Origin of the sequence: Nocardioides sp. (assembly GCF_964228225.1) — a bacterium.
GTDB lineage: Bacteria > Actinomycetota > Actinomycetes > Propionibacteriales > Nocardioidaceae > Nocardioides.
This window is the reverse complement of record NZ_CAXQZB010000081.1, coordinates 72,626-86,020: the sequence shown is the minus strand read 5'-3', so window position 1 is coordinate 86,020 and position 13,395 is coordinate 72,626. Positions and strand designations below refer to the sequence as shown.

Annotated in this window: 14 protein-coding genes; 8 read left to right on the top strand and 6 right to left on the bottom strand. The window is 75.0% G+C overall.

The window, feature by feature from the left end:
• Window positions 1-248 precede the first annotated feature (248 nt).
• Window positions 249-1,154 carry an A/G-specific adenine glycosylase gene (locus ACERUJ_RS19315; RefSeq protein WP_370250580.1) on the bottom strand — a complete coding sequence of 302 codons (906 nt, stop codon included), beginning with the start codon at window positions 1,152-1,154 and terminating at the stop codon, window positions 249-251.
• Window positions 1,155-1,217: 63 nt separating this feature from the next.
• Here ACERUJ_RS19315 and ACERUJ_RS19310 point away from each other — a divergent pair, with 63 nt between their 5' ends.
• Window positions 1,218-1,976, top strand: coding sequence for a hypothetical protein (locus ACERUJ_RS19310; protein ID WP_370250579.1), 759 nt, complete (start codon window positions 1,218-1,220; stop codon window positions 1,974-1,976).
• A 54-nt stretch (window positions 1,977-2,030) separates the two neighbouring features.
• On the opposite strand, the gene disA is transcribed toward ACERUJ_RS19310, so the two are convergent.
• Both disA and radA read right to left on the bottom strand, forming a co-directional pair.
• Window positions 2,031-3,122: a DNA integrity scanning diadenylate cyclase DisA gene (disA, locus tag ACERUJ_RS19305; RefSeq protein ID WP_370250578.1), complete on the bottom strand. Its 1,092-nt coding sequence runs from the start codon at window positions 3,120-3,122 to the stop codon at window positions 2,031-2,033.
• An 85-nt stretch (window positions 3,123-3,207) separates the two neighbouring features.
• Window positions 3,208-4,632: a DNA repair protein RadA gene (gene radA, locus ACERUJ_RS19300; protein ID WP_370250577.1), complete on the bottom strand. Its 1,425-nt coding sequence runs from the start codon at window positions 4,630-4,632 to the stop codon at window positions 3,208-3,210.
• A 130-nt stretch (window positions 4,633-4,762) separates the two neighbouring features.
• Here radA and ACERUJ_RS19295 point away from each other — a divergent pair, with 130 nt between their 5' ends.
• Window positions 4,763-5,806, top strand: a complete 1,044-nt coding sequence (locus ACERUJ_RS19295) for a LacI family DNA-binding transcriptional regulator (protein WP_370250576.1) — start codon at window positions 4,763-4,765, stop codon at window positions 5,804-5,806.
• An 84-nt stretch (window positions 5,807-5,890) separates the two neighbouring features.
• On the opposite strand, the gene ACERUJ_RS19290 is transcribed toward ACERUJ_RS19295, so the two are convergent.
• The 3 genes from ACERUJ_RS19290 to ACERUJ_RS19280 form a co-directional block, all read right to left on the bottom strand.
• Window positions 5,891-6,481, bottom strand: a complete 591-nt coding sequence (locus ACERUJ_RS19290; protein WP_370250574.1) for a class I SAM-dependent methyltransferase — start codon at window positions 6,479-6,481, stop codon at window positions 5,891-5,893.
• Between the two features lie 116 nt (window positions 6,482-6,597).
• Window positions 6,598-7,236, bottom strand: a complete 639-nt coding sequence (locus tag ACERUJ_RS19285; protein ID WP_370250573.1) for a VOC family protein — start codon at window positions 7,234-7,236, stop codon at window positions 6,598-6,600.
• Window positions 7,237-7,340: 104 nt separating this feature from the next.
• Window positions 7,341-8,153: a hypothetical protein gene (locus ACERUJ_RS19280; protein ID WP_370250572.1), complete on the bottom strand. Its 813-nt coding sequence runs from the start codon at window positions 8,151-8,153 to the stop codon at window positions 7,341-7,343.
• 29 nt (window positions 8,154-8,182) lie between these two features.
• On the opposite strand from ACERUJ_RS19280, the gene ACERUJ_RS19275 reads away from it, so the two are divergent.
• The 6 genes from ACERUJ_RS19275 to ACERUJ_RS19250 are packed head-to-tail and all read left to right on the top strand — an operon-like array spanning window position 8,183 to window position 13,386.
• Entirely contained in the window at window positions 8,183-9,220 is a 1,038-nt protein-coding gene (locus ACERUJ_RS19275) for a Ppx/GppA family phosphatase (RefSeq protein ID WP_370250571.1), read from the top strand.
• A 36-nt stretch (window positions 9,221-9,256) separates the two neighbouring features.
• Window positions 9,257-10,081, top strand: a complete 825-nt coding sequence (locus tag ACERUJ_RS19270; RefSeq protein WP_370250569.1) for a sugar phosphate isomerase/epimerase family protein — start codon at window positions 9,257-9,259, stop codon at window positions 10,079-10,081.
• A 16-nt stretch (window positions 10,082-10,097) separates the two neighbouring features.
• Window positions 10,098-11,024: a proline dehydrogenase family protein gene (locus ACERUJ_RS19265; protein WP_370250582.1), complete on the top strand. Its 927-nt coding sequence runs from the start codon at window positions 10,098-10,100 to the stop codon at window positions 11,022-11,024.
• A gap of 37 nt (window positions 11,025-11,061) precedes the next feature.
• Window positions 11,062-11,889 carry a pyrroline-5-carboxylate reductase gene (gene proC, locus ACERUJ_RS19260; RefSeq protein ID WP_370250568.1) on the top strand — a complete coding sequence of 276 codons (828 nt, stop codon included), beginning with the start codon at window positions 11,062-11,064 and terminating at the stop codon, window positions 11,887-11,889.
• Window positions 11,890-11,895: 6 nt separating this feature from the next.
• The gene (locus tag ACERUJ_RS19255; protein WP_370250567.1) at window positions 11,896-12,441 is read left to right on the top strand and encodes a hypothetical protein; all 546 of its coding nucleotides are present in this window, start codon (window positions 11,896-11,898) and stop codon (window positions 12,439-12,441) included.
• Window positions 12,442-12,468: 27 nt separating this feature from the next.
• A complete protein-coding gene (locus tag ACERUJ_RS19250; RefSeq protein WP_370250566.1) occupies window positions 12,469-13,386 on the top strand; it encodes a haloalkane dehalogenase in 918 nt (305 codons plus the stop codon).
• The last annotated feature ends 9 nt before the right edge of the window (window positions 13,387-13,395 follow it).

Below are 13,395 nucleotides of genomic sequence, written 5' to 3'. Positions count from 1 at the left end.
GCGGAGTCCCTGGGCGGCAGCGACATCACCACGGCGCCCCCGGCGCCCGGGGAGCCCGAGGGCGGCGCCCCCGCCGGACCCGTGCCCCCTCGTCGCGGCCCGCCGGCCCCACCGGGGACGGCGGGCCGCGGTGCGTCCGCGGCTCCCGGGGTGGTCGTCGTACCAACCATCCCTGCTGTCTTCGAGCTCGGAAACAGCAGGAACGGTTGGTAAGGCGACCCCCCGACGGTGACCCGGGAGTGCGAGTGTCAGGGGAGGGCGAAGGTGGTGGGGCCGGCGCGCACGAGCAGGCCGTCGGCCAGCAGGGAGTCCAGGCAGCGGGCGCGCTGCACGGGCTCGTCCCAGGCCGCCTCCAGGCGGGAGGCGTGCACAGGGCCCTCGGCGTCGCGCAGCACCGCGAGCAGCCGGCCGCGGCACTGCCGGTCGGTGCCGGCCCAGCTCTGCGGCTTGCGCAGCGGTCCGTCGTAGGGCGGTCGGCCCGCGGCCACCCAGGCGCACGACGTGCGGACCGGGCAGGCGGTGCAGCGGGGCGCGACGGCGGTGCACACCAGCGCGCCGAGCTCCATCAGGGCGATCGACCAGGTGGCGGCCGTGGGCTCGTCCGCGGGGAGCAGGCCGGCGGCGAGCTCACGCTCGGCCTTCGTCACGCTGGGGCCGGGCTGTTCGCTGCCCGCGACCGCCCGCGCCAGCACGCGGCGCACGTTGGTGTCGAGCACGACCTGGCGACGGCCGTAGGCGAAGGTCGCGATCGCCGCGGCGGTGTAGTCGCCCACCCCGGGCAGGGTGAGCAGCTGCTCGTAGGTGTCGGGCACGGCGCCGTCGAACTGCTCCACGATCGCCGTGGCGGCGGCGTGCAGGCGCAGCGCCCGGCGGGGATAGCCCAGCCGTCCCCAGGCCCGCACCGCCTCACCCGGGGCGTCGGCGGCGAGGTCGGCCGGCGTCGGCCAGCGCTCCAACCACGCCTCGTGCACCGGCACCACCCGGGCCACCGGGGTCTGCTGCAGCATGAACTCCGAGACCATCACCGACCACGGGCTCGCCTGCGGCCCCCGCCACGGCAGCTCGCGCGCGTGGGCGTCGAACCACGCGATCAGGGGCTCGTGGAGGGGCTCACGCTGCTCGTGATCGGGGTGGACGGGAGTGCTGCGGGACACGACCGGATTCTCCCCGGAGCGCCTCCACCCGCCGGGGGCGGGGGCGAATTAACGTCGGACCCCATGAGCCCCCGTGGACCGCTGCCCGCGTCGGTCTATTGGCGTCGCCGGATCGTGGTGCTGGTGGCCGTGAGCCTGCCGGTGCTCGGACTGGTCAACCTCGTGCGGGGCGGCGACGGCCCGCCGGCGACTTCGCAGGGGACCACCGCCGCCGCCGGCACCGCCCCCGGGGACACCGCCTCGACCGAGGACGCCACCGGGGCCGCTGAGCCGTCCGCGGACGGCGCCGGGAAGGGGCGGGGCAAGAAGCAGGACCAGTCCGGGACCACCGATCCGGCCGAGAGCACCGACCCGACCGGGACCACGGCGCCCGTCGAGCCGGTGGAGCCCGTCCAGCCCGTGCTGCCCACCAGCTCGGGGCCCTGCGACGACGCCGAGGTGCAGGTCGAACCCTTCGTGGCGGGTGCGGTGGCCGGACAGCCGGTGGTGATCTCCCTGCGCCTGCGCACGACCACCACCGCGGCCTGCACCTGGCAGGTCGACGCCGACCACCTGGCGCTCAAGGTCAGTGCGGGTGCGGACCCGGTGTGGGCCAGCTGGGACTGTCCCCGGCAGATCCCCGGCCAGTCGGTCACGGTGTACCGCGACACCACCACGACGCTGGACCTGGCGTGGAACGCCCGGTTCTCCGAGGTCGGCTGCCCGGCGCAGCCCGCCTGGGCCCAGGCGGGGGAGTACACCGTGCGGGCCGCGGCCTACGGCGGCGAGCCCTCCGACGAGGTCACCTTCACCCTCGCCGAGCCCACGGCCCCCTCTCGCTGAGCCCGGGCCCGCTGAGCCCGGGCCGCTGAGCCCGGCCCGGCTCGGACGTCGGGCTCAGACGTAGCGCTCGAGGATGGTGGACTCCGCCAGCCGCGAGAGACCCTCGCGCACGCTGCGGGCCCGCAGCTCGCCCACGCCCTCGACGGCCTGGAGGTCGTCGATCCCGGCCGAGAGCAGTTTCTGCAGGGTGCCGAAGTGGTCGACGAGTCGGTCGATGACCGGAGCGGGCAGGCGCGGCACCTTGGCCAGCAGCCGGTAGCCGCGCGGGGCGACGGCGCCGTCGAGGTGTTCACCCGCCCCCATCTCGAGCACCTTGGCGGTGGCCGCGGGGTCGACCAGCTCGGTGGCCGAGAGCGCGGCGAGGCGCCCGAGCAGCGTCTCGGGGCTCTTGCTGCGGCGCCCGCCCGGCACGTAGTCGCGGATCAGCAGCTCGCGCTCGCCGTCGAGGCCGGTGACCAGCTCCTCCAGCTGCAGCGACAGCAGGCGGCCGTCGGTGCCCAGCTCGAGCACGTAGTCCTCGATCTCGGCCGCGATGCGGGTGACCATCTCCAGCCGCTGGGCCACGACGGCGACGTCGCGCACCGTGACGAGGTCCTCGATCTCCAGGGCCGAGAGGGTGCTGGAGACCTCGTCGAGACGCAGCTTGTAGCGCTCGAGGGTGGCCAGGGCCTGGTTGGCGCGCGAGAGGATCTGGCCGGAGTCCTCCAGGACCCGCCGCGACTCCCCGACGTAGGCGGCGATGATCTGCATCGACTGCGACACCGAGATGACCGGGTGCCCGGTCTGGCGGGCGACGCGGTCGGCCGTGCGGTGTCGGGTGCCGGTCTCCTCGGAGGGGATGGTGTGGTCGGGCATCAGGTGCACGGCCGCGCGGATGATCCGGGTGACGTCCTTGTCGACGATGATCGCGCCGTCCATCTTGGCCAGCTCGCGCAGACCGGTGGCGGTGAACGGCACGTCGAGGGCGAAGCCGCCGGTGGCGATCGACTCGACCAGTCGGTCGTGGCCCAACACGATGAGCGCGCCGGTGCGGCCGCGCAGGATGCGCTCCAGGCCGTCGCGCAGCGCGGTGCCCGGCGCGGTCTGGGCGAGGGTCGCGCGCAGCCGCAGCTGTTCGTCGCCGCGATCGGTGGTCCGATCGGTCACGGGGGCCTCCAGGGTCGTGGTGCGCTCATCGTATCGGCGCCGGGGCGCCGGGGCCCGTGGGTTGTCGTCGCGCGCCGCGGGCAGATCAGCCCCGCGGGCCGTGCCCCGGTCCCGCGGAGCCGGTCTCGGGGAGCAGGCTCAGGGTGCGCAGCGCCTCGGCGACGTGGGCGGCCTCCACCACCTGCAGGTCGCCGACCGGCTCGGGGCGCGAGCCGGGAGGACGCGCCCGCTCCCACGGCACGATGGCGGCGCGGAAGCCGAGGCGGTCGGCCTCGGCCAGGCGCTGGGGGAGGTCGCGCACCCGGCGCAGCTCGCCGGCCAGGCCGATCTCGCCCAGCGCCACGATGCCGGGCGGCAGGGCGGTGCCCTGGGAGGCCGAGGCGATCGCCACCGCGACGGCGAGGTCGCTGGCCGGATCGATCACGCGGGCGCCTCCGACGGTGGAGGCGAAGACGTCCTGGGAGTGCAGCCGGATGCCGCAGTGCTGCTGCAGCACCGCCAGCACCATCGCGATGCGAGCACCGTCCAGGCCCGAGGTGGTGCGGCGGGGGCGCTCGAGCGGGGACGGGGTGACCAGGGCCTGGATCTCGGCGGGGAGCGGGCGGCGGCCCTCCAGGGTGACGGTGATGCAGGTGCCGGCGACCCGGCCCTGGTGCTGCTCGATGAACAGGCCGGTGGGGTCGGTGACGGCGTCGATGCCCTCGGGGCCGAGGTCGAAGCAGCCGACCTCGTCGACCGGGCCGAAGCGGTTCTTGACCGCGCGCAGCATGCGGAACCGGCTGCTGCGCTCGCCCTCGAAGTGCAGCACGACGTCGACGAGGTGCTCGAGCACGCGCGGGCCCGCGATCGAGCCGTCCTTGGTGACGTGGCCGACCAGGACGGTCGCGATGCCGCGGGTCTTGGCCACCCGCACCAGTGCCGCCGAGACCTCCTTGACCTGGGTGACGCCCCCCGGTGCGCCGTCGGTGCCGGCGGCGCCGATGGTCTGCACGGAGTCGACCACCAGCAGCTCGGGGCGGACCTGCTCGACGTGGGTGAGCAGGGCGCCCAGGTCGGTCTCGGCGGCGAGGTAGAGCTCGGGCTGCACCCCGCCGGTGCGCTCGGCGCGCAGCCGCACCTGGCCCGCCGACTCCTCGCCGGTGACGTAGAGCACCCGACGCCGGGTGCGGGCGGTCTGGGCCGCGACCTCGAGCAGCAGCGTGCTCTTGCCGACCCCCGGCTCGCCGGCGAGCAGCACCGCCGCCCCCGGGACCATGCCGCCCCCCAGCACCCGGTCGAGCTCGGGCACCCCGCTGGTGCGGAAGGTGGCGTCGCTGATCGGGACGTCGCCGATCGGCACCGCGGGGGCGCTCACCGGCGCCGCGGCGGTGAGGCCCGAGGCGGCAGCGGCCTCGGCGACGGTGCCCCAGGCCTGGCACTCGCCGCACCGCCCCACCCACTTCGCGGTCTCCCAGCCGCACTCGCCGCAGCGGTAGGCCGGACGGGCCGGTCTGGGGGTCTTGGTCGCCATGTCGAGCACGCTAGCCGTCGCCGCCGACAGTCCCGGTGCGCCGCCCTGCCCCGGGGCGCGGCGGGGCGTGCGTATCCTGTGGATCGGCAGCATTGGATCGATCCAGAACCATCGAGCGGAGGTGTCCACGGTGGAGCGTCCCGCCCGCGTCGTGCGCACCGGCGCACCCGCCCCCACCCTGGCCGACGTCGCCGAACGCGCCGGGGTGTCGCGCCAGACGGTGTCCAACGCCGTCAACAACCCCGACCTGCTGCGCGCCGACACCCTCGCCCGGGTGCAGGAGGCCATCGCCGAGCTCGGCTACCTCCCCAACCGCGCGGCCCGCAACCTGCGCACCCGCGCCTCCCACCTGGTCGGACTGCGGCTCAGCCCCGTGCTGGAGGGCACGGCGACGGCGGTCATGGACCGCTTCGTGCACTCGCTGGTGTGGACCACCCGCGAGACCGGCTACCACGTGCTGCTGTTCAGCGGCACCGACGACGCCGTCGTCGACGGCTACGACGACCTGTTGCGCTCGACCGCGGTGGACGCCTTCGTGGTGACCGACACCTACCTCGGCAACCCGCAGTCGGCCTGGCTGCGTGAGCGCCGCGCCCCCTTCGTGGCCTTCGGCCGGCCCTGGAACGACCCCGGTGCCCGGCACCCGTGGGTCGACGTCGACGGCGCCGCCGGCACTGCCGAGGCCACCCGTCACCTGCTCGACCGCGGCCACCGACGCATCGCCTGGATCGGCTGGCGCAAGGACTCCTGGATCGGGGAGGACCGCCGCTCGGGGTGGAGCCGCACGCTGCACGAGCACGGCCTGCCCGGCACCGGCCTGGCCGCGCGGGTGGAGGACACGGTGAGCAGCGGGCGCGAGGCCAGCGCCTGGCTGCTCGACGAGGCCCAGCCCTCCGCCTTCGTCTGCGCCTCCGACACCCTGGCCATGGGGGTGCTGCACACCCTCGGCGAGCGCGGCCTGCGTCCCGGCCACGACGTCGCCGTGGTCGGCTTCGACGACTCCCAGGTGGCCCAGCTCGTGCCCGGTGGTCTCACCTCGGTGCGCCAGCCGCTGGAGGAGGGGGCGGTGGCGGTGGTGCGGGCCCTGGAGGACCTGCTGGCCACGCCGTCGCGGGTGCGCGAGGGCCGCCTGCTCTCGCCCTCGCTCGTGGTGCGCGGCTCGACCGTCCCCTGAGGGGTCGCCGCCAGGTCGTTGTCACCAGCGGAATGCACCGGTTCCGGCCCAGAACCCGACCATTTCGCTGGTGACGACGGGGAATCAGAAGGTGCGCGACCAGAGGTTGACGGCGTAGTCGACCTTGAGCCCGGTGTGGTGGGCCAGCGCGCGGTCGGCGGCGGCCGGGGGGAGCTCGAGGCGGACGACGGCCTCGAGGTCGGCGCGGGTCTCGAAGCGCCAGCCCATGTCGATGCTGGCGCGGGTCCAGCCGCGCAGCGAGAAGAACCGCTCGATCTCGGCCGGCGGCGGCAGGTGGGGGTAGCCGGCGCGGAACCAGGCGCCGAAGGTGGAGCGCGAGCCGTCGTTGTCGATGATCAGCGCCGTGCCGCCCCGGCGCACGACGCGGTCGAGCTCGGCGAGTCCGGGCTCGCAGCCGGGGCCGAAGAAGTAGGCCCAGCGCACGTGCACGACGTCCACGCTCGCCGCGGGCAGCGGGACCCGTTGGGCGGTGCCGGGCAGCAGCTCGACGTTCTCGCAGCGCCGGGTGCGGCGCCGGGCGAGGGCGAGCAGGTCGGGGTGCGGCTCGACGCCGACCACCCGCGCCGCGTCGGCGGCGAAGAGCGGGAGGTGGAAGCCGGTGCCGCAGCCGAGGTCGAGCACCGTCGCACCGGCCCAGTCGACCCGCTCGCGCATCGCCGTCCAGAGCCGGCCGTCGGGGTCGACGGCGCGGTTCTCGACCTCGTACAGGTCGGGACGACGCCAGATGTTGGGGCTCTCGATGGCCCCCGGGAGCGGCTTCAGATGCGGTGTCAGATCCGGACGAGCCCGCCGGGTGTCTGCACCTGCGCGGCGAGGATGCCGGGCGTGCCGTGCGGGGCGACCCACTCGACCTTGACGTCCTCCAGCGGCGCCTCGACGGACTCGCCGAGCCACTCGCTCACCCGCTGCGGGTCGCCGGCGATCTCCAGGCAGGCCAGCGACACCGCGCCGTCGGCGCCCGCGGAGGGGTGCAGCGCGGCCGGGCTCTCCCACTGGATGAAGAAGGGCAGCTGCGGGTCGGCCAGCAGGCCGTTGACGCCGATCTGCTTCCACTTCAGCTCGGTGCCGTCGGGCTTGTGGCGGTTGCCGGCCACCGCAGCGCGACCCAGGCGGGTCTCGACGGGCGCGATGTCGGCCACCGCGACGACCCAGCCCAGCCAGCCGCCGCCGAGGGCGGAGCGGGCCTTGACGGCCTGGCCGAACGGGGCCTTGTCCGAGGCCGGGTGGTCCAGCGCCTCGACGACCTCGAGGTAGGTGCCGTCGGCCAGGGCCAGGGTCATGTTCCGGGTGCCGAAGCGGGGGTGGACCCCGCCGTCGGCGAACTCGCAGCCCAGCAGGGAGCCGATCCGTGCCGCGGTGGCGGCGAGACCGTCGGGGCCGGCGGCGTAGGAGAGGTGGTCCAGGCGCATGTCGTCATTGTGTGCGCCCTCCTGCGGCACCCCGACGGCGGGGTCGGAGTGTCTCGACGTCGAGACACCCGCGCGGGTGTGGACGGAACCGGGTGGGGGGTTGCTCAGGTCGCGGCCGGACCGCGCGGCGCGAGCGTCGCGGCCGTGGCGGGGTGCAGCGCGAGCGGGCCCCGCGGCCCGCGCGTGGCGAGGTGGTCCTCGCAGTGCCCGACGAGGACGTCGTAGGCGGCCTGCCCCATCAGCGCCACGAGCTCGGCGCGGTGGGTGAGGTAGACCGGCTCGGGCGCGGTGTGGGCCTCGGTGTTGGCCGAGCAGTACCAGTCCAGGTCGTGGCCGCCGGGGCCCCACCCGGCGCGCTCGTACTCCCCGATGCCGACCTCGGTGTAGGTGGTGCCGTCGGGGCGCTCGACGTCGCGGAAGGTGCGGCGGATCGGCAGCTGCCAGCAGACGTCGGGCTTGGTCTCCAACGGGTGCCGGCCCCGGGCGAGCGCGAGACCGTGCAGCGCGCAGCCGGCCTGCTCGCCTGCGGGGGAGTCGACGCCGCCACGGTTGTGGAACACGCAGGCCTGCTGGTCGTCGACCACCGCGGTGCGGGTCTTGCGCGCGCCCTCGTCGTCGACCTCGACCCAGTCCTTGCGGGTGACCCGCCGGCCCGGGTGGCCCTCCCAGGTGGCGGGGGTCAGCTGGGCCACGAACGCCGCCACGCGACGCTCGTCGTCCCGGTCGGAGAAGTGGGCGCCGAGGGTGCAGCAGCCGACGTCGGGGGCGTCGGCGTAGATGCCCGCGCACCCCGAGCCGAAGATGCACTGGTACCGGCTGGTGAGCCAGGTGAGGTCGCAGCGCAGCACCTCGGAGGCGTCGGCGGGGTTGGCGAACTCCACGAAGGCGCGGGGGAAACCCAGGTCGACCTCAGGCACGTCGGCGAGCCTACGGCTACGGTGGGCCCATGCGCCTGGGCGTCCTCGATATCGGCTCGAACACCGGGCACCTGCTCGTCGTCGACGCCCACGACGGTTCCGCGCCGCTCCCGGCGCACTCCTACAAGCAGCCGCTGCGGCTCGCCGAGCACCTCGACGACGACGGCGCGGTCACCCAGGCGGGCATCGACGCGCTCGCCGCGTTCGTCGGGGAGTCGGTCGCGCTCGCCGAGGACAAGGGCTGTGAGGAGCTGCTGGCCTTCGCCACCTCGGCCGTGCGCGACTCGCGCAACGCCGACGACGTGCTGGCCCAGGTGCGGCGGCGCACCGGGGTGGACCTCGAGGTGCTCTCCGGTGAGGACGAGGCCCGGCTGACCTTCCTGGCCGTGCGCCGCTGGTTCGGCTGGTCGGCCGGCCGGCTCGCCGTGTTCGACATCGGCGGCGGGTCGCTCGAGATCGCCGCCGGCGCCGACGAGACCCCCGACGTCGCCTGGTCGCTGCCCCTGGGGGCGGCCCGGCTCGCGCCGCGGCTGGGCACCGTCGTCGTCGACGTCCAGCGCGCCTCGGAGGGTCTCGAGGCCGAGCCGGTGCACCCCAGCGGCGTGACCCTGGAGGAGACCGGGCCCCGGCGGGTGCTCACCGGGCTCACCGGGCTCACCGAGGAGGGCCTGCGCGAGGTGCGCCGTTCCATCCGCGCCGACATCGCCCGCGACGCCGGCAACCTGCTGCGCGCCGGCGCCCCCGACCGTGCCGCGGCGACGTCGAAGACCTTCCGCTCCCTGGCGCGGATCTGCGGTGCGGCGCCCTCGGGCGACGGCCCGCTCGTGCGACGCCGGCTGCCCCTGGCCGAGCTGCGCACCTGGATCCCCAAGCTCGTCGCGATGAGCCCCGAGGAGCTGGCCGCGCTGCCCGGCGTGTCCGCCTCGCGCACCCACCAGATCGTGCCGGGGGCGCTGGTGGCCGAGGCCTGCATGGACATCTTCGACCTCAGCTCGCTCGAGGTGTGCCCGTGGGCCCTGCGCGAGGGCGTGATCCTCGAGCGCATCGACCGGCTGCGCGACCACTGAGCCCCCGATGAACACCCGCGAGGACACCTGCGCCCCATGACCCGGATCGGCCTCTCGACCTCCTCGGTGTACCCCGAGTCCACCGCGCACGCCTTCTCCTACGCCGCGCTGGTGGGCTACGACGCCGTCGAGGTGATGGTCGGCATCGACGCGCTGAGCCAGCAGACCTCCGCCGTGCTCCAGCTGGTCGAGCACCACGGCGTGCCCGTGTGCGCGGTGCACGCCCCCTGCCTGCTGTTCACCCAGCGGGTCTGGGGCACCGAGCCCTGGGGCAAGCTCGAGCGCTCGGCCGAGATGGCGCACGCCGTGGGGGCCGAGGTCGTGGTGGTGCACCCGCCGTTCCGGTGGCAGAAGGAGTACGCCCGCGACTTCGTGGACGGCATCGCCGCGCTGGAGAACTCCACCGGACTGCGCTTCGCGGTGGAGAACATGTACCCCTGGCGCGCCACGCGCCGCCGGGGCGCGGAGATGTACCTGCCCGGCTGGGACCCCTCGACCGAGAACTACGCCAACACCACCATCGACCTCTCCCACGCCGCGATCGCCCAGGACGACGTCATCGCCATGGCGCAGCGGCTCGGCTCCCGGCTGCGCCACATCCACCTCACCGACGGCACCGGCTCGGCCAAGGACGAGCACCTCGTGCCCGGGCGGGGCGTCATGGGCGCCGCGGCGTTCCTGCGCCACCTCGCGGCCACCGGCTTCGCCGGCGACATCGTGCTGGAGATCAACACCCGCCGCTGCCAGGACCGCGAGGAGCGCATCGCCGACCTGCGCGAGTCCCTGGAGTTCGCCCGCACCCACTTCGTGCCGGCCGGGGTGTCCGACGGGCCTGCCGGGTCGGGACCGGGCCCGGCGTAGCCTGCTGGACATGTCACTGCTGCGCCAACCCATCCTCCTGGTGTCCCGCAGCGCCCGGTTCCGTCGGCTGGTCACGAGCCTGCCGCTGGCCTCCGGGCTGGTCGCCCGCTACGTCCCCGGCGAGCACACCGCCGACGCCGTCGCCGCGACCGCCGAGCTCGTGCGGGGCGGCCTCGCGGTCACCCTCGACCACCTCGGCGAGGACACCACCGACCCCGGCGACGCCGACGCGACCGTCGCCGCCTACCGCGACCTGCTGTCCTCCCTCGCGGCCGCCGGCCTGGCCCACCAGGCGGAGGTGTCGGTGAAGCTCTCGGCCATCGGCCAGGCGCTGCCCGACGGCGACCGGCTGGCTCTGGAGAACGCGCGGATCATCTGCCGCGCCGCCCGCAACGTCGGCACCACGGTGACCCTCGACATGGAGGACCACACCACCACCGACCGCACCCTGGCCACGCTGCGCGAGCTGCGGATGGACTTCCCCGAGACCGGTGCGGTGCTGCAGGCCTACCTCCACCGCACCGAGGCCGACTGCCGGGCGCTGGCCCACGAGGGCTCGCGGGTGCGGCTGTGCAAGGGCGCCTACGCCGAGCCCGAGGAGGTCGCGTTCACCGACCGGCTCGAGGTCGACCGTGCCTACGTGCGCTGCCTCAAGATCCTGCTCGCGGGCCAGGGCTACCCCATGATCGCCACCCACGACCCGCGGATGATCCAGATCGCGGCCTCGCTGGCCAGCCGCTACGGTCGGGCTCCGCGCACCTACGAGTTCCAGATGCTCTACGGCGTGCGCCCCGAGGAGCAGCGGCGCCTCGCGGCGGCCGGTGAGACGGTGCGGGTGTACGTGCCCTACGGCGAGCAGTGGTACGGCTACCTCACCCGGCGCCTCGCCGAGCGTCCGCAGAACCTCGCCCTGTTCCTCCGCTCCCTGATCTCCACCCGCTGATCCTGTCGCCCGCGTCCCGCTCTCCCGAGGAGTCCCCATGACCAGTCCCGCACCCGCCACCGGCCGCCGCACCGCCATCATCGGCGCCGGCGTGATGGGCGAGACCCTGCTCTCGGGACTGGTGCGCGCGGGCCGTCGGGTCGACGACCTGCTGGTGGGGGAGAAGCGGGCCGAGCGGGCCGCCGAGCTGGAGGAGCGCTACGGCGTCGCCGTCGTGTCCAACCGCGAGGCCGCGGCCGCCGCCGACACGGTGGCCCTCGTCGTCAAGCCCCAGGACATGGTCGACGTGCTGCGCGAGATCGCGCCCGACCTGCGGGCCGGCCAGCTGCTGGTCTCGCTCGCGGCCGGCATCACCACCGAGACGATCGAGGCGCACGTGCCCGAGGGCGTCGCCGTGGTGCGGGTCATGCCGAACACCCCCGCGCTGGTGGACGAGGGCATGGCCGCCATCTCCCCGGGCCGCCACTGCGAGGAGCCGCACCTGGTGGAGGCCGAGTCGCTGCTGGACTCCGTGGGCCGCGTCGTGCGGATCCCCGAGCGGCAGCAGGACGCCGTCACCGCCATCTCCGGCTCGGGCCCCGCCTACATCTTCTTCGTCGTGGAGTCGATGATCGAGGCCGGGGTGCACCTCGGGCTGCCGCGTGCGACGGCCTCGGAGCTGGTCATCCAGACCCTGGTCGGCTCGGCCAAGATGCTGCGCGAGACCGGCACCCACCCCACCGTGCTGCGCGAGCAGGTGACCTCCCCCGGCGGCACCACCGCCTCGGCGCTGCGCGAGCTGGAGGTGCACAAGGTGCGCGCGGCGTTCCTGGCGGCGATGGAGGCCGCCCGCGACCGCTCGCGCCAGCTGGCGGCCGGGGACTGAGGCGCCGTGACGCCCCGCTCGGGCGTGCCCTGGGTCTGGGGCGCGCGCCGCGAGGAGTGCGGCCCGCGCCGCGCCGACGAGCTCGTCCGCCCCGGCCGCACCCCGCGCGCGATGGTGCGGGCGGTCGACGTCGCAGCGCCGGTGGCCGTCGTGTGGCGCTGGCTCGGGCAGCTCGCCGTGGCGCCCTACAGCTACGACTGGATCGACAACCTGGGCCGCCGCAGTCCCCGCACGCTCACCCCCGGATGCGAGGAGATCGTGGTCGGGCAACGGATGGCGATCGTCTTCACCGTCACCCACGTGGAGGAGCATCCCGACGGCGCCCGCTCCTGGAGCGGGGTCACCGGTCCGCGCGGGCAGTCGGTGGCCGGACGCACCGGCGTCACCTATGCGGTGCTGCCGGGCGCCTCGGACGCCCGGAGCCGGCTCGTGTGCCGCATGGTCACCGACGCGCCCGCGCCCGTGGCCCACGCCCTGGCCTGGGGGGACCTGGTGATGATGCGCAAGCAGCTGCTCACCCTCGCCGCCCTCGCGGCCGGCACCGCCGGGTAGCCGCGGACCTCTGGCATGCTGCGGTGCGTGGAGACCTACCGCACCCCGGACGACGCCTTCGCCGCCGTCGAGTTCCGTCCCGCCTCCTACGCCGAGGTCACCGACCCCGATCGACCTGAGGACGGTCCGACCCTCCGGATGGCCTACGTCGACGCCGGCCCCCGCGAGCCCGGGACCCCGGTCGTGGTGCTGCTCCACGGCGAGCCGACGTGGTCCTACCTCTACCGGCACGTGATCGACGAGCTCGTCGCGGCGGGCGTGCGCTGCATCGCCCCCGACCTGATCGGCTTCGGGCGCTCCGACAAGCCGCTGGCCACCACCGACCACAGCTTCGCCCGCCACGTCGAGTGGGTGCGGGAGCTGCTGTTCGACCGGCTCGCGCTCACCGACGTCGTCGTGGTCGGCCAGGACTGGGGCGGCCTGATCGGCCTGCGCCTGGTGGCCGAGCACCCCGCGCGGGTGGCGAAGGTGGTGGCCGCCAACACCGGACTGCCCACCGGCGACTTCGACATGCCCGAGGTGTGGTGGATGTTCCGTCGCGCCGTCGAGAGCGCGCCCACCCTCGACATCGGCCGGTTCGTGGAGGCCGGGTGCGTGCGCCCACTCGCCGACGCCGACCGGGCCGCCTACGACGCGCCGTTCCCGGTGGAGGAGGCCAAGGCCGGGCCGCGGGTCATGCCGACCCTGGTGCCGACCCGCCCCGACGACCCCGCCACCGAGGCCAACCGGGCGGCCTGGGAGGTCCTCACCGCCTGGGAGAAGCCGTTCCTGGTGGCCTTCAGCGACTCCGACCCGATCACCGGGCCGATGGCGGGGCTGCTGCAGCAGCTGATCCCCGGCACCCGCGGCCTGACGCACCCCACCCTCACCGACTCCGGCCACTTCCTGCAGGAGGACAGCGGCCCCGAACTGGGGCGGGTCATCGCGGACTTCGTCACCGGCTGAGCCCCGGAG

What these genes read in the sequence shown, in the direction of transcription:
- radA (WP_370250577.1), bottom strand. Translation starts at nt 4,632, where the DNA reads ATGGCGACCAAGACCCCCAGACCGGCCCGTCCGGCCTACCGCTGCGGC.
- proC (WP_370250568.1), top strand. Translation starts at nt 11,062, where the DNA reads ATGACCAGTCCCGCACCCGCCACCGGCCGCCGCACCGCCATCATCGGC.
- ACERUJ_RS19310 (WP_370250579.1), top strand. Translation starts at nt 1,218, where the DNA reads ATGAGCCCCCGTGGACCGCTGCCCGCGTCGGTCTATTGGCGTCGCCGG.
- ACERUJ_RS19270 (WP_370250569.1), top strand. Translation starts at nt 9,257, where the DNA reads ATGACCCGGATCGGCCTCTCGACCTCCTCGGTGTACCCCGAGTCCACC.
- ACERUJ_RS19275 (WP_370250571.1), top strand. Translation starts at nt 8,183, where the DNA reads ATGCGCCTGGGCGTCCTCGATATCGGCTCGAACACCGGGCACCTGCTC.
- ACERUJ_RS19290 (WP_370250574.1), bottom strand. Translation starts at nt 6,481, where the DNA reads ATGCGCGAGCGGGTCGACTGGGCCGGTGCGACGGTGCTCGACCTCGGC.
- ACERUJ_RS19285 (WP_370250573.1), bottom strand. Translation starts at nt 7,236, where the DNA reads ATGCGCCTGGACCACCTCTCCTACGCCGCCGGCCCCGACGGTCTCGCC.